Origin of the sequence: Pseudomonas sp. AP42, from assembly GCF_001728935.1 — a bacterium.
GTDB lineage: Bacteria > Pseudomonadota > Gammaproteobacteria > Pseudomonadales > Pseudomonadaceae > Aquipseudomonas > Aquipseudomonas lactis.
Window position 1 is genome coordinate 14,342 of sequence record NZ_LYSO01000064.1, and the last position, 19,028, is coordinate 33,369.

Consider the following 19,028-nt stretch of genomic DNA (forward strand, 5'->3'; position numbering starts at 1 on the left):
AGCTGGCTTGCCTGCGAAGACGGCCTGCCAGCCGATGCATATCTACCTGATACCCCACGATCAAACTGTGGGAGCGGGCTTGCTCGCGAAGGCGGCCTGGCAGTCAACACAGTTGGACCGGGCACATATCCATTCCTGGGACAGTGCGACTAAAAAGCTGAACCGCGGAAACGACTGTCGCATTAAATAAGTGTCAGTCGTTTCCTTAAAGCTTAGTTATGAAGAGACAAACCGTAGTCAGAATTTTCTTCATGCCGTTGGAAGATTTTTTTTGGCTGTATAAATTCTGTAAAAGATACTTCCATCTTCGCTGTACGAAACTTCTGTTTTATTCAAAAAGGACCGAAAAGTGCCTGGGGTCGCTAAGCTTAGGCGTGTTCAGGTGCTTTTTTTCGCAATCCGAATGGGTATTAGGGCGAGAGAGAGTCGTTCAAGAGAAAGTTGATGGCGGGTAACAAAGGATGGTTAACGGGTTTGTTTCGTCGCGTTTCAAATTAGTCCTTTCAAGCATAAATACAGAATTTCAGGTAGTGGCGTTCAAAGGCAGCGAAGCCCTCGATCAGCCTTACTTTATACAGGTGCAGTTAGTCAGCGAAGATCCTTCCCTTGACCTGGAGGCGTTGCTCCATCTACCCGCCTATCTGGACTTCGATGAAGCGGATCAGGGCCTGCACGGGCAAATCTACGCCATCGGTCGGGATGATCCCGGTACGCGGCTCACCCTTTATCACCTGACGCTCGCACCACGCCTGGCATCCCTTGCCCATCGTTGCGACCAGCGGGTTTTTCAGCAGCGCAGCGTACCGCAGATCATTGCCGCGGTCCTCGAACACAACGGTATCTTTGCCGACGCCTACGCGTTTGAGTTGGGGCCGGTGGTGTATCCGCCGCGCACGTTTTGCGTGCAGTACAGGGAGTCCGACCTGCATTTCATCCAGCGGCTGTGTGAAGAGGAGGGTATTCACTACCACTTTCGCCACAGCGCGGAGAGTCATCTGCTGGTGTTTGGCGATGACCAGACGGTATTTCGCCGGTTGCCGGTGCAGCGTTATTGTTCCTCGGCTGATCCATCGCTTGGGGCCCCGGTTGTCCAGCGTTTCGACCGGCGCCTAATAACGCGCAGCCGGCGCACAGTACGTCGTGATTATGACTTTGAGCACCCTTCGTTTCGCCTGCATGCCCAGGCCGGTAGCGGGCCGGCGGATCCTTTGGAGGACTATGGCTATCCTGCCGGTTTTAATGGCCATGCACGCGGTGCACAACTGGCGCGACGTAGCCTGGAACGTCACCAGCGTGATCGCCATCGGGTACTGGGCAAGAGCGATCAACCGGCGTTGTGCAGTGGTCACTTTCTTGAGCTGTGTGATCACCCGGACCCAGCCTGCAACGACTTATGGCTGCTGACTTCGGTGCGTCATGAGGGTTACCAGCCGCAGGTGTTGGAGGAGTCGATCGTTGATGCCAATGGGTTCCAAGGCTATCGCAACCGGTTCACCGCAACTCCCTGGCGCGCAGTGCATCGACCTGCCCTCAAGCACCCCAAGCCAACGATCAGTGGCAGCCAGACCGCGACGGTAACCGGGCCTGCCGGCGAGGACGTGCACTGCGATGCCTATGGTCGTGTAAAGGTGTGCTTTCACTGGGATCGCGCGGAAAAGGGCGGTGAGACCAGCAGTTGTTGGCTGCGCGTGGCGTCCGGTTGGGCGGGTGATGGGTTTGGCGCCATGGTCATTCCACGGGTCGGCATGGAAGTGCTGGTGAGCTTTCTGGAGGGCGACCCGGACCAACCCCTTGTCACCGGTTGCCTGCCCAATGCATCGCACCTGCCGGCGTACCCTTTGCCGCAGCACAAGACACGCTGCGTTCTGCGCAGCCGCAGTTCGCCGGGCGGCGGGGGCGCCAATGAGTTGTACCTTGAAGACCGATGCGGCGAAGAGCTCATTTACCTGCGCGCCCAGCGTGACCTGGAGCAACGGGTGGGGCATGACAGTCGCCTGGAGGTAGAGGGTGATAGCCTGACTCGCGTTGGCCAAAGCCTGGTGATCGAAGCCGGGCAGCAGGTTCATCTCAAGGCCGGTGGCAGCCTGGTGATAGAGGCTGGTGCACAATTGAGCTTGAAGGCGGGCGGCGAACACCTGGTGATGCAAGCCGGCAGTATTTCCAGCAGCCGGCCCATCACCTTGGGCGGTTCGCCGTCTGCAGGCCGTTCGGTGAGCCCACCATCGGTTGCTGGCGCGCAAATCTCTGCAGCGCAAGGCGTCATCATGGATTTGGCCAAGCAACTGGGCGCGGACTTTTGTCCCCTGTGCGAACGCTGCCGCGAAGGCTTGTGCAATATCGCGGGGAGGGCGGCCTGATGGACAGCTTGCCCCATTGCTGGATGGCCCAACAACAGCAGAGTGGACGCCAACTGTGCCTGATGCTGGAGGGTAATCACGAGGCTCGCCAATCCCTGCTGGCAGATCGTGCCCCATCGCACTATTGCAGCCTCTACAGCGAGACCGCTGCGGCGCAGTTGGCGAATTCAGGCCCGGTCGTACTGCTACTGGAGCAACTGAATGAGCCTGCATTGGCCGACTTGCTGCTACACCCCGAGTCGAACTGGGGTTGGCTCGCCAGCCTGGCTGCTAGCGACCTGGCGGGTATGGCGCGTCATTGGCGTGAGCGATTACTCCTGGGGCCAGAAGGCCAGCAGGCGCTTTATCGCTTTCACGACAACCGCACCCTGGCCCGTGCCTTGGCCCATCTGGCCGAGGAACACTGGCCGGTCTACCTCGGGCCACTGATCAGCGTGTGCTATTGGCATGAAGGCCGTTGGTGCCATCACGAAAACCCTGCACCGGGCGACTACCCGGCGCCTGAACACCCGCCGTGGCTCGACACACCCAACCCACAGGCCGACGCCATCCTGCACGCCAATATCCTGCGCTACCTGCTGGCGGAGTACAGCGAAGACCTGGCGGCATTGGTCGAATTCCAAGACCCGAGGATTTGGCTGGCTCAGGTACTGGAACAAGCGCGCACCTGGCAATGGCGTGAGCCGGAGCAGCTCGAATTTCTGGTGGTACGTCGTTTGGCAGAGGCGACCGGTAGCAGTGTTACTCACTGGCAACCGAGGGCAGGCGAGGCGCCTGGGGAGCATTTTTTTCGAGTGGTGGCACAGTGGCACAGGGAGGTAGGGAGTGGTGAATAGATGGATGGGGTGGGTGTTGCTGGTTGTGGCGGGTGCGGGGCTTTCGGGATGTACGGGAAGGGCGGTGGAGCGTTTTACGTTGGAGGTGGATTTGCCGGCGCATTTCGGCCTTGTGGGCGATGCTTCCTACACCCCCGCGCCGGGTGAAACGTGCAAGTTGCCTCGAAGACATGGCAAGCGACCGGATCTCAAAATATTCAAGGCTGCCAGCAAGCCCGTAGCGAATAGAGTGAGTTTCGAGGTGCCACTGACAGAGCGAGTGGAAGGCTGCTCGCTGATGTTACGTAAACTTGTGTTTGCGATTAACGCAAAGTGGGGGGAGCGTTGGTCGGACGTCGGACGGGATTACGCCGCTGTTTATATCCGAGATAGTTGGGAGACGGAAATGTCTTTGATGGCCGATACTCGGGTTCAAGATCTCCCAGGACAATGCCAATGGTTGTTCCGTACCATTGGTCCTCAACATGCCCTCATTAAGGTGCTTCGATGTAATTCGCTGAGTCCCGGTGGACAACCTACGAAGGCCCGGGCGGGTGGGTATGTGTCTCGTAATGGTTTGCCCGGGAAGACGGTGAGAATGGTGTTGGCGTTAACGGAGGAAGAACAACCTGCAGTGGGGGACAACTGGGTAAAGGTTGCCGGTGGCTGGAAGCGTTGCAGAGGAGAAAGCCAGGAGGACATATTTGCGTTTTGTCGCGGCAACGTTTCTGACTTTAAGGCCTTCAAAATGCCAGATGGGCGCTTATGCGGTATTTATCCGACCTGTGATTAATAAAGGAGAAAGTCATGGAGCAGGATGCATGGAAGCAACAGTTCTTCAGCGATAGGATGCCGGCTTGTTTGTTGAACACGGATTGGTTGACCTTTTGCTTGGTTGACGAGACCGGAAGCGGAAAAGGTTATGGTGGATTGGCTTACACCATTAACGATAGTGCGGGTCAGCAATACAAAGGTCGATTAAACGCAGATGGCTTCGCCCGAATTGAGAATTTTTTTTGCGGTCCAGTAATTCTTATGATGGAAGAGCGTTATAGCGGAGTGGAAAGCCCCTATCAAGCGCTTATGGAACGCGCTGACTACGCGCTGCCTATTACTGAACTTCAAGTGCGTGCTGAGAAAACTCTCTTTATTAATAACGATGCAAGGCGTGTCGAGAATAATCCCGCGCAACAGAATGCAGATCGATTTTATCGGGTTGAGGTGAGTGAATTGGTTCGTCACAGTGCTCACTTACCTCCGGTCTCGTCACAGACTCATCGCCCAGTTCGGCATGCGCTAAAAATGATGGCGGATTTGGGCTTTGGACCTCCCGAGTCCTCACTCAAGGGATTGGTGCTCTTTCCAAAGAAATTCACGGTATTGGAGGTACGTCCTCTGCGAGCTTTAAGGCCAGTCATTTCTACGCATGATCAGTTTTGTGCATTGAATTTGTACCAACTGGCGCTAATGGCTACGTTAAGTTATTGCGAGTTTGGTCAAGATCCTCCGACGGCGTCTGAGGATAAAATCAGCTTTCCCCTAGATCCAAGTATCGGAAATTTATTTGTCGAATACCTGTCTTGTTTCAGGGAAGCATGGAGGTTCGACTCAGAGCAAGTACAGCGTTTCTATCCAGTGTACGAAGAGGTGGCCTATTCCAGTCGCTTTGAAATTTTGCCTTTTGATCCCGAATTGTACGAGCAGAACGACGCCTCTGGTGGGGCTGAGCATCCGGAGCGAGTGCATTTTTTTAACGATGTTGAGTCTGGTACAGATACTCAAGCATTCATCTGTCATCACGAGGAGATTGTTCTCATCGCCGTGCGTGGCACTGCTAGTGGTGCCGACGTGTTGCGGGATGCAGATGCTCACCAAACCCATTTTGTGGAGGGCGTCGGAAAAGTTCATCATGGGTTTTACCAAGCGTTTCAGGCCATGCATCAGTTCGTACTCGGATACCTTGCACGATTTCACACAGGCCAGCGCATCGTAATTTGCGGTCACAGCCTCGGCGGCGCCATTGCCTTGCTGTTGGCCGAAGGACTGCGCCGAGCCCCGGACGCCCACTACAACATCCTGCTCTACACCTACGGCGCCCCCCGCGCCGCCGACGCCGAATTCACCGCCGGTGCCTCAACCCTGATCCACCACCGCATCGTCAACCACAACGACCCCGTCCCCAGTGTCCCGGCGCCCTGGATGAACACCACTGCTAAACTCTGCATTCCCGGAGCCATCACGCTATTCAGCAACCCCGCACCTGGTGGCCTGCTGTTCGCCGCTGGGTTGGTGCGCGTGGGCGGCAACCCCTATCGACATCATGGTGAGCAATATCACTTCATGCCGATCACACTCGCCGATGGCAGCCATTCCTCGGTGTTATGGAAGCCGGGCTGTGAATCGCTCCAAGAGGCCGGGTGCAACCGCGCATTGCAACTGCAGGGCGATATGCCCGACCGCGATAATCTGCTGAGGCAGCTGTTCCAAGCCGACCAGCACTTCATGACCACCAGCTATATCCCCGCGGCCTGGGCGACGTTGCGCCGCTGGCAACACACCTTGGAGAGTGAGGGCCCGCTGGTGACCCAGCGGGAGTTCGAGCTACTCGACCGGGCCTTTGAAGACATGCGCGAGCAACTGCGGGCCAAGCGGCGTGAACTGGCTCTGCGGCGCCCGGCCAATGATCGTAGCCATGAACCCACCGATGCCTTGAACGCAGAGATCGACCGTTTGCACACCAGCCGCGAGCGCTTGGCAAGCCTGCGCTGGCGTCGCCTGCAAGCCCACGATGTCTACGGCAGCCATGCCCCTTCTGCACATCTGCAATCGAGCCTCAAACGTTGGTTCAGCCACCGCGAGAATCGTGAGCCAGCCCAATTCGCCAGCATCCCGCCGCCGTCCCACGACGAACGGGCACGGGCTCAAACGCTGGACATCGACTCAGTCGTCTAAAAACTCCACCTGGGCCGGTTGCCGTTTCATCAGTACCTTGCCGTTGCGGATCGAGTACAACGGCAGGCCCTGGCTACGTATGACTTCATAGTCGCTGTCGGCCGACAAGATCAACAGGTTGGCCGGGCGGCCTGCTTGCAGCCCATAGCGGTTGCCCAGGGCCATGGCCGTGGCGCTGTTGTCGGTGACCAGGTCCAGGGCGTTTTGCAAATTGCGATAACCGAGCATATGGCAGATGTGCAGGCCAGCCTCCAGCACTCGCAAAATGTTGCCGTTACCCAGCGGGTACCAAGGATCGACGATGGAGTCCTGGCCGAAACACACGTTCATCCCGGCCTCAAGCAGTTCGTTGACGCGGGTGACGCCGCGGCGTTTCGGGAAGTTGTCGAAGCGGCCTTGCAGGTGGATGCTTTCGGTGGGGCACGAGACAAAGCTGATACCGGAATGCCCCAGCAGGCGAAACAGCTTGGCGCAGTAAGCATTGTCGTAGGAGCCCATGGCGGTCGTATGGCTGGCGGTCACGCGGGCACCCATGTCGCGGCTGCGGGCTTCTTCGGCGAGGACTTCGAGAAAGCGTGAGTGGGGGTCGTCGGTTTCGTCACAGTGCACGTCCACCAGGCAGCCGGTGCGTTCGGCCAAGTCCATGAGGAACTTCACCGAACTCACGCCTTGGTCGCGGGTGTATTCGAAGTGGGGGATGCCACCGATCACATCGGCACCCAGGCGAATGGCTTCTTCCATCAACTCGCGCCCGTTGCGGAATGACTCGATGCCCTCCTGGGGGAAGGCGACGATTTGCAGGTCGATCAGGTGGGTGCTCTCTTCACGTACCTCCAGCATGGCCTTGAGTGCGGTGAGGTCTGGGTCGGTGACGTCGACATGGGTGCGCACATGCTGGATGCCATGGGCGGCGAGGGCCTGTATGGTTTTTTTGGCCCGGGCCTTGGTGTCTTCCTGGGTAATGGTGGCCTTGCGTTCGCCCCAGCATTCGATGCCTTCAAACAGCGTACCGCTCATGTTCCAGCGCGGTTCGCCGGCGGTGAGCGTGGCGTCAAGATGGATGTGGGGTTCGACGAAGGGCGGTATCACCAGGTTGCCGGCGGCGTCCAAGTCGCCGGCCATCAGCGCCGGCACCCCGGTTTGCGCAGTGATGCTGGCGATCAGGCCGTGTTCCAGGTGCAGATCATGCAGGCCTTCACAGTTGCGCAGGCGGGCATTAATGATGTGCATGCTCAAGTTCCTCTTGGCTAAAAACAATCAGGCAGACAGCCGCCAGATCCTCAGGGCGATACCGATGTCCAGGCGGTCATGGCGCGTAGTATGGCGCTGAGCAGCACATAGGTCAGCGACGCGGCAAAAATTCCCACCAACGGCGCGACCCACGGCGAGTTGAACGCCAGCACGGTGCCGACTCCATACGCAATCAGGCCGGGCCAATTGAACGCCGGTAGGCGAGCCTGCGCCAAGCGTGGGTATTGGCCGCGATAACGATAGAAGAAGTCCGCCATGATCACGCCCCCAATCGGCGGGATGACCGTGCCCAGCAGGATCAGGTACGGCACCAGCAGGTCGTACATGCCGAACAAGGCGAGCAGGGTACCGATCACCGCGCCGGCCAGGGTCACGCTCTTGCGCCGTTGGGTGCGCAGCAGGTTACAACCGGCGACGGCGAAGTTGTAGATGGTGTTGTCCTGGGTGCTCCAGATATTGAGCAGCAACATCGCCATCGCTGCCGTGGCGAAACCTTGCAGCAGCAAGACCTCCACCACATCCGGTTGCTGATAGACGATTGCGCCATAGGCCCCGATCAACACCATCAAGCCGTTGCCGACAAAAAAGCCGATCAGGCTGGCCAGCACCGCAACCTTGGCCGAGCGCGAAAACCGTGTCCAATTGGTGGCCTGGGTTGCACCGCTGACAAAGGTCCCGAACACCAGGGTGATGGCGGTGGACAAGTCCAGTTCAGCGCTGGGCACCACTGCCAGCAGCCCCTCCAGCCCGCCGACTTTCACGGTGGCGACCCACATCGACAGCAGCAACAGGATGCCCATGGCCGGCACGGCGATGTAGGACAAAATTTCCAACCCGCGATACCCCACGTAGGCGGTGGCGCAGAACAATAAGCCAAACACCAGCATCAGCCCCAGCACACTGCCCGGGCTCAACTGGAAATACTTGCCCAATACTACGGCCGCAGTGGCCGTGCCCCAGGCATACCAGCCGATCTGGGTAAAACCGAGGATCAAGTCACTGAGCTTGCTGCCCACTTCGCCAAAGCAGAAACGCCCCATCAGCACCGAGTTCAAGCCGCTCTTGAACGCGATGTAACCCAAGCCTGCGGCGTAGATACCCAACAACAGGTTACCCAGGGCCACGACGCCGAGCATGTCGATGAAGCTGAACGCCACCCCCAGCTTGCCGCCGGCAAACATGGTCGCGGTAAAAAAGGTGAACCCCAGCAACACCATGGCCGTAGAGGCCAGACCCTTGCGCGCATGCAAGGGGACTTCGCTGAGAGGGTAGTCGTTGCCGGGGTCTTGCTGCGTCATGGGGGCTGCTCCCTGAGTGGTGACCCAGGTCGCTTGCATCCCGCGTGCCAACGCAGGTGTAGGCAGGTATGCGCTGACGGAGTAAGCCCTTTATAAGGCCGCCCCCTCCCAATCAGCGCAAAAGCAGTGCAGCGGTGAGCCAAACCGGCTCAGTCGAACAGCGTCTGTGTGGGTTTCCCAAATGGATCAGCCCGCCGGCGCTTCGAAAAAAACCACCCGCAGGTGGTTCTTACTCACCGCGATAAATGCAGCCACTGGTGCACGTCTCGTGGATACGGATCGCACTGAGTTCCGGCAGCAGAGGTTTCAACTCCGTCCAGATCCACTTGGCCAGCACTTCGCTGGTGGGGTTTTCCAAGCCGGGGATGTCGTTGAGGTAGTTGTGGTCGAGGCGTTCATACAGCGGCTTGAAAATCGCCTTGATCTCCGAGAAGTCGCGAATCCAGCCAGTATGGGGATCCAGGTCGCCGCTCAGGTGGATGGCCACCTTGAATGAATGCCCATGCAGGCGCCCACATTTGTGGCCTTCCGGTACGTGGGGCAGGCGGTGGGCGGATTCGAAGGTAAACTCTTTGAAGATTTCCACAGTGTTTTCAGCTCGGTCAGGTGTCTGGCAGGCGGCGAGTTTAACAGTTTGATCAACCTCTGCGCATACCGCCCATGCGGTCAAAGGGCCAGCAAACGGTCGCCGAGCTTGCCGTTGTCCGCCAATGCCAAAAACTCATCCCCCAGCCGCTGGCTCTCGCTCATGGCGGTTTGCCAATATTTGTTGCGGCCTGGATCATCGCCCATAAAGCGCTTGAAGTCGCTGCGGTCTGGCAGCTTGCCATGGGGTAGACGGGCCAGGTAATCCCTGGACGGCGCCAGCAGTAACACATCCTGCAAGCCTTGCTGGTTGCTGCGTCGCCAGGGCAGGCCCTTGTCGAACCAGCCGGGGATGACCCGGTCGGTAAAGTGCGGGTACAGCACGATGTCATCGCCGTGGTAAGGCAGGTCGAGGTGGTAATCCAGCAGGCCGCCGTCGCGGTAGGTGCCGGCTCCGGCCCCGGGCAGGTCGCGCACGCCTTGCATCACCATGGGGATCGAGCCGGACGCGAGCAACGCCTGGCGCAGGTTACCCACGTCCAGGGTGAGGAAGCGCGAGGGGAAATCCTTCAGGGGGTGTACCGGGGGCGCCTGGCGCGGGTCGTGGATGATCAGCCGCTCAAAATGCCGCGACAGCCGTGCGCGGCCCCGCAGGTTATCGGCAATCACCGACGACAGGCCCAGCCCCAGCCGCCCACGGTGGTCATCGGCGAGCAAGCCGTGGCTCTTGACCACCATGATGTTCAACCGATAGTCGGGGTTGTCCAGCACCCGCGCATCGCGCCCGGCCAGCAGGTCGTCGAGCATGCGCTGGCAGCTCTGGCTGACTTGCGCCATGGTCACGCCTTTGGCAAAGCGCTGCTCGTTGTACAGGCGGCCCAGGTCGAGCAAGCCTTGCACCGGGTCGGGCAGGCAGGCGCTGGCGAACCGCCAGGAGCCGATGGACGCGCCGATCAGCGCACGCTCGCGCGGCGCACGGCGTAACCAGTCACCGAACAGCGCCAGGTCGAGCCCTTGGATACCCAGAGCCTTGGGGCCGCCCGCCGCACCGGGAAGGATGCCGACGTCGGCAGGCGTAAGGCCCTGCTCGCGGATGCGGGTGAAGGCGCGTTTGCCGGCCTTGAGGGTCAAGGCCGGGAACTTGATATGGATGGCGGTCATACCGGTCTCTGTTGAGGCGAGCGGGGCAGTATAGGAAATCTCGCAGGCCGTGGGAAAAATGGCTTAACCGCAATTGCCATGGTGGCAATTCAGTTTCAGTTAAGTTGCAGCGCGTAACGTGGCCGGCGTAGGAAAACATCATGTAACGGAGACTTATCATGAAGCGCCTCACTGCCCTGGGCGCCGCCGCTATCATCCTCGTTACGGCGACCTCGGCCGCCGCCGTGGACCCCGACAAGCCATTGATCGTGCCGGCCACTGTTACTATTGTCGCTTTCGATCAATTGGACGCCACGGCCCTGGCCCTTCACCCTGGTTCGACGCTGCTGGACACCGACCTGGATGAGGAATACGGCAAGTACGTCTATGAAGTCGAGCTACGAGATACCAACGGCATTGAATGGGATGTTGAATTGAACGCGCTCACCGGGCAGGTTCTCAAGAATCATCAGGATACGTAATGAAGGTAAATTTACGCGTCGGCAGTCGCGTGGCGCTGGTGCTCATGGTGTTTTGTTCCAGCCTGGCGGCCCGCGACCTCAACCAGGACGAAGCCCTGGCCCTGCGCCAGCAAGGCGTGATCCTGCCATTGGAACAGCTGTTGCAGCAGGCCATGGCGCGATACCCCGGCTCGCGGCTGCTGGAAGCCGAACTGGAAAAGAAACACGGGCAATATGCCTATGAAGTGGAACTGGTGACCACCGAGGGCGTGGTGCGCGAGATCAAGCTGGACGCCACCAACGGTAACCTGATCAAAGATGAGGAAGATTGATGCGCCTGCTCCTGGTGGAAGACAACGTCCCCCTGGCCGACGAACTGATGGCCGGCCTGCAGCGCCAGGGTTATGCGGTCGACTGGCTGGCCGATGGCCGCGACGCCGTGTATCAAGGGCGCAGCGAACCCTATGATTTGATCATCCTCGACCTTGGCCTGCCCGGTTTGCCCGGGCTTGAAGTGCTGGCCCAATGGCGCGCCGCCGCGTTGGCCATCCCGGTGCTGATTCTCACCGCCCGCGATTCCTGGGCCGAGCGTATCGAAGGGCTCAAGGCCGGCGCCGATGATTACCTGAGCAAACCCTTTCACCCCGAAGAGTTGTACCTGCGCATCCAGTCGCTGCTGCGCCGCTCCCACGGCCAGACGAACCAGCCCACCCTCCAAGCCGCCGGCCTGCATTTGGATGAAGGGCGCCAGTGCGTGCTACGCGACGGCGCCGAGATCCAACTGACGGCTGCCGAGTTTCGCTTGTTGCGCTATTTCATGCTGCATCCCGAACAGATCCTGTCCAAAAGCCACCTGGCCGAACACTTGTATGACGGCGAGACCGAGCGCGACTCCAATGTGCTGGAGGTGCACGTCAACCACCTGCGGCGCAAATTGGGCCGCAGCGTGATCGAGACGCGGCGCGGCCAGGGCTACCGTTTCGGCGCCACCCCGGCATGAGGTCAATCCAGCGGCGCCTGAGCCTGGGGTTGATCAGCGTGATGGTGATTGTCGGCGTGGTGCTGGCGCAAACCAGCCTGTGGTTGTTCGAGGCGGGTTTGCAGCGCTACCTTGAAGCGGGCTTGCGCAACGACAGCGAAAATCTGCTGGTGGCGCTGGTGCGTGGGCCCAACGGCGTGCAGTTGGATGAGCAACGCCTGTCGCCGGCGTACCAACGGCCATTTTCCGGGCATTACTTTCGTATCGACTTTGCCGATGTGCATTGGCGCTCCCGTTCACTGTGGGACCAGGAATTGCCCCGGCTCCCCACGGCGGGGCTCAAAGGCAACCTGCAACTGGGGCCCGAAGGCCAGCAACTGTTGGTGCTGCGCTCGGACTACAAGCGCTTTGGCCAGTCGATTTCCATCAGCGTGGCTCAGGACTACACGCCCGTGCGCGAGAGCTTTCGCCTGATGCGTCAGGTCGGCCTAGTGATGGGGCTGGCGGCGCTGCTGCTGGTGCTGATCCTGCAACGGGTCACCGTGCGCCGTGCCTTGCGCCCGCTGGAAACCGCACGTAACCAGATCGCCCAATTGCAACAAGGCCAGCGTTCGCAACTCGACACCCAGGTGCCGCTTGAGCTGGAGCCCCTGGTGGCGCAGATCAACCACCTGCTGGCGCACACCGAAGACAGCCTCAAGCGCTCCCGCAACGCTCTCGGCAACCTGGGCCATGCGCTTAAAACCCCGCTGGCGGTGTTGTTGAGCGCCGCTTCCAGTGAAGCCCTCAAGGATCATCCGCAGTTGAGCCAGTTGCTGCGCGAACAACTGGAGCAAGTGCAGCAACGCCTCAACCGTGAACTCAACCGTGCACGCCTGGCCGGCGATGCCTTGCCGGGCGCGTTGTTTGACTGTGAACAAGAGCTGCCCGGTTTACTGGCCACCCTGCGCATGATCCACGGCGAACACCTGGACCTCAGCTACCAGGTGGCGCCGGGCCTGCAACTGCCCTGGGACCGTGAAGACCTGCTGGAACTGCTGGGCAATCTGTTGGACAACGCCTGTAAATGGGCAGACGCCGAGGTACGTCTGAGCGTCAGCGAGACGCCCCACGGTTACCAACTGGCGGTGGAAGATGACGGCCCCGGCATTCCCGAGGCCCAGCGCGACCAAGTGTTCAGCCGTGGCGCACGCCTGGATGAACAGAGGGTTGGCCATGGCCTGGGTTTGGGGATCGTGCGCGACATCGTTGAGGTGTGGGGCGGGGTGTTGCAACTGCAGGAGAGTGAGCTGGGTGGGCTCAAGGTATTGATCGAGTTGCCACGCCGCTGACATTCACACCCCAAAGTTCAAAATGTGGGAGCTGGCTTGCCTGCGATAGCATCGACTCGGTTTGCCTGACATACCGAGGTGTCTGCATCGCGGGCAAGCCCGGCTCCCACAGAAAAGCCTTGCTACATTCAGACCCTGAACTGATCCATCAACCCCTGCTGCTGATTCGCCAGGCTGTTCAACGCCTGGCTGACCCGCGCCGATTCATTGGCCTGCTCCGACAACGACTCGGTCACATCGCGAATGGTCGCCACGTTGCTGTTGATCTCTTCGGCCACGGCGCTTTGCTCTTCGGCGGCGCTGGCGATTTGCAGGTTCATGTCGCTGATCACCGTGACCGCATCGCCAATCTGGCGCAAGGCGGTGACGGCCTGGCCGACCTGCTCGACGCTGCCCTGGGCCTGGCGATAGCTGTTGCCCATGGAACCGACCACGTCGCTGGTACCGGTTTGCAATTGTTCGATCACCAGGCGGGTTTCTTCCACCGATTCCTGGGTGCGCCGTGCCAGGTTGCGCACTTCGTCGGCGACCACGGCAAAACCGCGGCCGGCCTCACCGGCGCGAGCGGCTTCGATGGCGGCGTTGAGCGCCAACAGGTTGGTCTGCTCGGCGATGCCGCGAATCACTTCAAGCACCGAGCCGATCTGTTCGCTGTTGGCGGCCAAGCCTTCTACCTGGGCCATGGCAGTGCTCATGTCGGCGGCGAGCTCGCCAATGTTGACGGTGGTGCGGTCGATAACGGTCAAGCCTTGGCGAGTCGCCTGGTCGGCATCCCGTGCGGCTTGGGCCGCTTGGGCGGCGCTGCGGGCCACGTCCTGGGCGGTGGCGCTCATTTCGTGGGACGCGGTGGCCACCTGATCCACCTGGCGGTACTGCTGCTCCATGCCGGCGCTGGTTTGCGTGGCAATGGCTGCGGACTGGTCGGCGGTGCCGCGGGCATCCTGCACCGAGCGTTTGACCTCGGCAATGATCGGCTGCAGCTTGTCGAGAAAACGGTTGAACCAGCCGGCCAATTGGCCCAGTTCATCCTGTTTGGCATAGGCCAGGCGCCGGGTCAGGTCGCCTTCGCCGCTGGCGATATCTTCAAGCATGTGCGCCACGCCAAGGATTGGCCGGGTCACGCTGCGCGCCATCAGCCACACCAGGATCAAGCCGACCACGGCGGCTAGCAGGCCCAGGCCCAGTTCCAGCAAGGTGCCTTTGGCGTTGTCGGCGTCCAGCTGGTTTTTCAGCGCTTCGGCGGGGGCGACCAGGACTTGTTCCGGTACATCCAGCAATACGCCCCAGGCCTTACCGCCGGGAATCGGTGCAAAAGGCGCCAGTACCTTGAGTTGATGGTCGGTGCGCAGGCTGCGGGTCTGGGTACTGCTCGCCAGGGCGCTGATCAACTGCGCGCCGTTGGCCGGGTCGACCTGCTCCAGGCGTTGGCTGAGTTTGCTGGCGTCGGGGCTGTAGCCGGCCAATAAGCCAGTGGCGCTGAGGATGCTGACCTGGGTCTGGCCGTCGTACAGTTTCCCGCTGGCCTGCTGGCTGACCGCCTGCAAGCTGTTGAGGTTGATGTCCACCGACAGCGAGGCGATGACTTTGCCGTTGACCATCAGCGGAAACACGATGCTGGTCATCAGCACGTTCTGGCCGTCGATCACATAAAAGTAAGGTTCGATCACGCAGGGTTTGAGGGTCGTGCGTGGGCAAGTGAACCAGGCGTTGGCCTTTTCGCCGCTGGGGCCGATGGAGGTGTCGGCCATGTCGCTCTCGGGCAGCGCCATCGAGGTGATTTTCCCCGGCGTCGGTTGCGACCAGTACAGGGCGAAACGGCCTTTGTCATTGCTGCCCAGTTCCGCCTGGTTGGCGAACAGTTCGTCCTTGCCGTCCAGCGCATTGGCTTCGAACACCAGGGACAGGCCGAGCAGGTCAGGGTTGGCCTGCAGGGCGGCCTTGACCTGGCGGGTCAGGTCTTCACGGGTGTCGAAGGCATCGAGAAAGCGCTTTTCGGCCTGCTCGCGCAAAAACAGCACCTGGCGGGAAAAACCGTGGCCGTATTGGTAGGCATCCATGAACTGCTGGCGAATGCCCAGCGCCTGCACTTCGCCTTGGGCTTCGATGCGCGACTGGGCGGCTTCGTCGAGCATCTGCATGCTGGACGCCTTGACCTGCTGCGAGCTCTGCGCCATGCGATACAGCGACAGACCCACCAGCAGGGTCACGATCCCCAGCAGGCACAGGCCCGCCAGCAGGGTGATTTTCCATTGAATGGAGAGCTGCCTGAGCGACATCGGGACATCCTTACCTGAAAGCACGTTAGAGACAGCTTATCGGCGGGCGCCTGCAATTCTTTATCTGTTGAGAGAGCGTTCACTCACCACAGTTTTTGACATGGCAGCCCAGCTCCTGCAAAGTGCGCGCCCTCTAATAAGACCTCTTTCAAGCCTGCACGCCGGCAGCTGTTCCCATGGGCCGCGCGCGGGCATGCCTGTCTTTTTTGTTTCTGCTTGAGGTAACCATGATTAACGCAGTCATCGCCGCGGTCGGCACCATGCTGGTACTCAGCCTGTCCCGCGTGCACGTGGTCATCGCCATTATCGTCGGCGCCCTGGTGGGCGGCTTGACCGGTGGCCTGGGTATCGAGGCCACGCTCAAGGCCTTCAACGGCGGGCTGGGCGGCGGCGCAACCGTGGCTTTGTCTTACGCATTGCTCGGGGCTTTCGCCGTGGCGATTGCCAAGTCCGGGCTGGCCCATGCCCTGGCGGACAAAGCCTTGCTGCTGGTGGACCGCCAGGACGCCAGCGGTGGCAACCACGTCAAATGGCTGCTGATCGGCCTGTTGTGGGTGGTGGCGATTGCCTCGCAGAACATCTTGCCGATCCACATTGCTTTTATTCCGCTGCTGGTACCGCCGCTGCTGTACGTACTGACCAAGCTGCAACTGGACCGTCGCCTGATCGCCTGCGTGATGACCTTCGGCCTGATCACCCCGTACATGTTTCTGCCGGTAGGCTTTGGCAATATATTCCTCAATCAAATCCTGCTGGCCAACGTCGCCAAGAGCGGGGTGGATATCAGTGGGGTCAACGTCACCCACGCCATGGGCCTGCCGGCGCTGGGCATGGTGGTCGGCCTGCTGGTGGCGGTGCTGATCAGCTACCGCAAAAAGCGTGTGTACGACCTGAAGAAAATCGAACGTGTCGAGCAAGTGGCGGTGCAGTACAACCCGCTGACCCTGCTGGTGGCCGGCCTGGCAATTGCCTCGGCGTTCATCATCCAGCTGTGGTTGGACTCGATGATCATCGGCGCCCTGGCCGGGTTCCTGATCTTCTCGGTGTCGGGCATCGTGCGCTGGCGCGACACCGATGACCTGTTCACCGAAGGCATGAAGATGATGGCGATGATCGGCTTCATCATGATCGCGTCCTCAGGCTTTGCCGAAGTGCTCAAGGCCACCGGTGACGTGAACTCGCTGGTGCAAGCCTCGGCAGCGTTCATCGGCCATAGCCGGGGCGTCGGGGCGTTGTTGATGCTGCTGGTGGGGTTGTTGGTGACCATGGGCATCGGCTCGTCGTTTTCCACGGTGCCGATCCTCGCGGCGATTTTCGTGCCGCTGTGTGTGCAGTTGGGCTTCAGCCCGTTGGCCATCGTGTGCATCGTCGGTACCGCCGGTGCCTTGGGCGACGCCGGTTCGCCCGCCTCGGACTCTACCCTCGGGCCCACCTCCGGCCTGAATATCGACGGCCAGCACCACCACATCTGGGACACCGTGGTGCCGACCTTCCTGCACTACAACCTGCCGCTGCTGGCGTTCGGCTGGCTGGCCGCGATGACGCTCTGACGAGGTTCCTGTAGGAGCGAGCTTGCTCGCGAAAAGCGTCAACGATAACGCGGGCAACCTGGCACCCCGCAGTGCTCTCAGGTTCTTCGCGAGCAAGCTCGCTCCTACAGAAATCGCTCACATGGCCGTTAACCTCTCAAGTCGCCACTAACAAGAGAGAAAAGCCATGCGTCTGAGTTTGAAGGCCAAAGTCCTGGCCCTTGCTGTCGTGCCGGTGTTGGTGTTTGCCGTGGTCATCAGCCTGACCACCGTGTGGATTCTGCAGGGCCAGGCCCGCAACGAAGTGGATGAAACCCGCCAGCGCCTGCTCAACGACGCCAAGGCCACCCTGCAAGGTTATGTCGAGGTGGCCATGACCACCATCAAGCCGCTCTACGACGCGGCAGCCCCCGGCGACAGTGCGGCGCGGGCGCAGGTGGTCAAATTGTTGTCCAATACCAGCTACGGCAAAGACGGCTATTTCTTCGGCTACGACTCCGAGACCATCCGCCTGTTCAAGGGCAACAGCCCGGACGGCGTAGGCAAAAGCTTCAAGGACAACCGCGACCCTAACGGCGTCTACGTCAACCGCGACCTGGTCAAGGTCGGCAAGGACGGCACCCACTACCTGCAATACAGCTCGACCCAGCCCGGCCAGACCGAGCTGGTGCCCAAGCTCGGCTATACCGAGTACCTGCCCAAGTGGGACATGGCGATCGGCACCTCGGTGAACCTCGATGGCATCGACGCCCAAGTGGCAGTGGTGCAGGCTAAAGTCGAGACACGCATGCAAGGCGTGCTGCTGAGCATCCTCGGTGTGGCCGTGGTGGTGTTGCTGGTGATCGCCGCCGTGGGCATGTTGCTAGCCAATACCATCTTGCGTCCGCTGCACCTGATGAAAGCCAACCTCGATGACATCGCGGCGGGTGAAGGCGACCTGACCCGCCGCCTGGCCATCACCAGCCAGGATGAACTCGGCGACCTGGCCGGTGCGTTCAACCGCTTTGTCGATAAAATCCACGGCCTGGTGCGCCAGATCACTGACATGACCGCTCAGCTCACCGGGTTGGTGAGCCAGGTGTCCGACCAGGCCCAGCGCTCCGAGCAGGCCATGGAACGCCAGCGCCACGAGACCGACCAGGTGGCCACCGCGATCAACCAGATGTCCTCGGCCGCCCACGAAGTGGCGCGCAGTGCCCAGGGCGCCGCCGTTGCTGCGCAGCAGACCGACGCCGAAGGCCAGGCAGCCAAGCGTGTAGTGGACGGCAGCATCGCGCAGATCCATGCGCTGGTGAACGACATCCGCAGCAGCGGCGTGTCCTTGGACAGCCTGCAGCAGGATGTGTCGTCTATCGTCAGCGTGCTCGGCGTGATCCGCTCCATCGCCGAACAAACCAACCTGTTGGCGCTCAACGCTGCCATCGAAGCCGCACGGGCCGGGGAGGCCGGGCGTGGCTTTGCCGTGGTCGCCGACGAAGTGCGTGCGCTGGCCAGCCGCACCCAAACCAGCACCCAGGAAATCCAGGGCATGATCGACCGCCTGCAAAAGGGCACCGAGGCGGCCGTGGACGCGATGCGCCGCTCCAGCGATGCTGGCGACGGCACCTCGGCCCAGGCCAACCAAGCCGGTGCGTCCCTGGACACCATGGCGCAGCTGATTGGCACCATCAACTCAATGAACGCCCAGATCGCCAGCGCCGCCGAAGAGCAGACCGCCGTGGCAGAAGAGATCAACCGCAGCGTGCATCAGATTGCCGTAGCGGTAGACAGCGTGGCGGACGAAACCCAGTTGGGCGCTCAGACGTCTCGCAGCCTGGCCGACCTGGGCCAGCGCCTGGGGCAGTTGGTGGGCCAGTTCAGGATCTGATCCTTTCAATTCATGGCAGCATAGGTATCTACACAATTTTGGTGCGACGCTGAACCTGTGGCGAGGGAGCTTGCTCCCGTGACGGCCTGACAGCCGACGCCTATCTCCCTGAGGCACCGCAATCCAAATGTGGGAGCTGGCTTGCCTGCGAAGACGGCCTGACAGTCAACACAGTTGGACAGGGTAC

15 protein-coding genes and 2 pseudogenes are annotated in these 19,028 nt (G+C 60.6%); 11 read left to right on the top strand and 6 right to left on the bottom strand.

Annotated features, from left to right (window positions below):
- Positions 1–461: 461 nt before the first annotated feature.
- From tssI to A7K61_RS20035, 4 genes are read left to right on the top strand one after another with little or no spacing between them, the layout of a single operon-like run.
- Positions 462–2,357 (top strand): type VI secretion system tip protein TssI/VgrG, encoded by a 1,896-nt coding sequence (tssI, locus tag A7K61_RS20020; protein ID WP_069558205.1) that lies wholly within the window; start codon positions 462–464, stop codon positions 2,355–2,357.
- Entirely contained in the window at positions 2,357–3,193 is an 837-nt protein-coding gene (locus tag A7K61_RS20025) for a DUF4123 domain-containing protein (RefSeq protein ID WP_044273600.1), read from the top strand. The genes tssI and A7K61_RS20025 overlap by 1 nt, the downstream gene beginning before the upstream one ends.
- 4 nt (positions 3,194–3,197) lie before the next feature.
- A complete protein-coding gene (locus tag A7K61_RS20030) occupies positions 3,198–3,965 on the top strand; it encodes a hypothetical protein (protein ID WP_050516204.1) in 768 nt (255 codons plus the stop codon).
- Positions 3,966–3,979: 14 nt separating this feature from the next.
- On the top strand, positions 3,980–6,124 hold the full coding sequence (locus A7K61_RS20035) for a lipase family protein (RefSeq protein ID WP_069558206.1): 2,145 nt from the start codon (positions 3,980–3,982) through the stop codon (positions 6,122–6,124).
- Here the strand turns inward: A7K61_RS20035 and codA are convergent.
- From codA to A7K61_RS20055, 4 genes are all read right to left on the bottom strand, one after another.
- Entirely contained in the window at positions 6,113–7,354 is a 1,242-nt protein-coding gene (gene codA, locus A7K61_RS20040) for a cytosine deaminase (protein ID WP_069558207.1), read from the bottom strand. The genes A7K61_RS20035 and codA overlap by 12 nt on opposite strands.
- Positions 7,355–7,404: 50 nt before the next feature.
- The gene (codB, locus tag A7K61_RS20045; RefSeq protein WP_047710502.1) at positions 7,405–8,673 is read right to left on the bottom strand and encodes a cytosine permease; all 1,269 of its coding nucleotides are present in this window, start codon (positions 8,671–8,673) and stop codon (positions 7,405–7,407) included.
- A gap of 229 nt (positions 8,674–8,902) precedes the next feature.
- A complete protein-coding gene (gene queD, locus A7K61_RS20050; RefSeq protein WP_003237990.1) occupies positions 8,903–9,259 on the bottom strand; it encodes a 6-carboxytetrahydropterin synthase QueD in 357 nt (118 codons plus the stop codon).
- A gap of 80 nt (positions 9,260–9,339) precedes the next feature.
- Entirely contained in the window at positions 9,340–10,419 is a 1,080-nt protein-coding gene (locus A7K61_RS20055; RefSeq protein ID WP_047710503.1) for a hypothetical protein, read from the bottom strand.
- A gap of 158 nt (positions 10,420–10,577) precedes the next feature.
- Here A7K61_RS20055 and A7K61_RS20060 point away from each other — a divergent pair, with 158 nt between their 5' ends.
- From A7K61_RS20060 to A7K61_RS20075, 4 genes are read left to right on the top strand one after another with little or no spacing between them, the layout of a single operon-like run.
- Positions 10,578–10,880, top strand: coding sequence for a PepSY domain-containing protein (locus tag A7K61_RS20060; protein WP_044273607.1), 303 nt, complete (start codon positions 10,578–10,580; stop codon positions 10,878–10,880).
- Entirely contained in the window at positions 10,880–11,191 is a 312-nt protein-coding gene (locus tag A7K61_RS20065; RefSeq protein WP_044273608.1) for a PepSY domain-containing protein, read from the top strand. The genes A7K61_RS20060 and A7K61_RS20065 overlap by 1 nt, the downstream gene beginning before the upstream one ends.
- Positions 11,191–11,859, top strand: coding sequence for a response regulator transcription factor (locus A7K61_RS20070; RefSeq protein WP_034135263.1), 669 nt, complete (start codon positions 11,191–11,193; stop codon positions 11,857–11,859). The genes A7K61_RS20065 and A7K61_RS20070 overlap by 1 nt, the downstream gene beginning before the upstream one ends.
- Positions 11,856–13,169, top strand: coding sequence for a sensor histidine kinase (locus tag A7K61_RS20075; RefSeq protein WP_047710505.1), 1,314 nt, complete (start codon positions 11,856–11,858; stop codon positions 13,167–13,169). The genes A7K61_RS20070 and A7K61_RS20075 overlap by 4 nt, the downstream gene beginning before the upstream one ends.
- Before the next feature lie 128 nt (positions 13,170–13,297).
- On the opposite strand, the gene A7K61_RS34260 is transcribed toward A7K61_RS20075, so the two are convergent.
- Positions 13,298–14,053: a methyl-accepting chemotaxis protein gene (locus A7K61_RS34260; RefSeq protein WP_371914724.1), complete on the bottom strand. Its 756-nt coding sequence runs from the start codon at positions 14,051–14,053 to the stop codon at positions 13,298–13,300.
- A 102-nt stretch (positions 14,054–14,155) separates the two neighbouring features.
- Positions 14,156–15,445: pseudogene (locus tag A7K61_RS34265) on the bottom strand (HAMP domain-containing protein); the annotation flags it as partial.
- Positions 15,446–15,675: 230 nt separating this feature from the next.
- Between A7K61_RS34265 and A7K61_RS20085 the strand changes: the two are divergent.
- The 3 genes and pseudogenes from A7K61_RS20085 (at position 15,676) to A7K61_RS34275 (ending at position 18,841) form a co-directional block, all read left to right on the top strand.
- A complete protein-coding gene (locus A7K61_RS20085) occupies positions 15,676–16,995 on the top strand; it encodes a Na+/H+ antiporter family protein (RefSeq protein WP_161794324.1) in 1,320 nt (439 codons plus the stop codon).
- 166 nt (positions 16,996–17,161) lie between these two features.
- Positions 17,162–17,983: pseudogene (locus A7K61_RS34270) on the top strand (cache domain-containing protein); the annotation flags it as partial.
- A gap of 102 nt (positions 17,984–18,085) precedes the next feature.
- Positions 18,086–18,841, top strand: a complete 756-nt coding sequence (locus A7K61_RS34275) for a methyl-accepting chemotaxis protein (protein WP_370004746.1) — start codon at positions 18,086–18,088, stop codon at positions 18,839–18,841.
- The last annotated feature ends 187 nt before the right edge of the window (positions 18,842–19,028 follow it).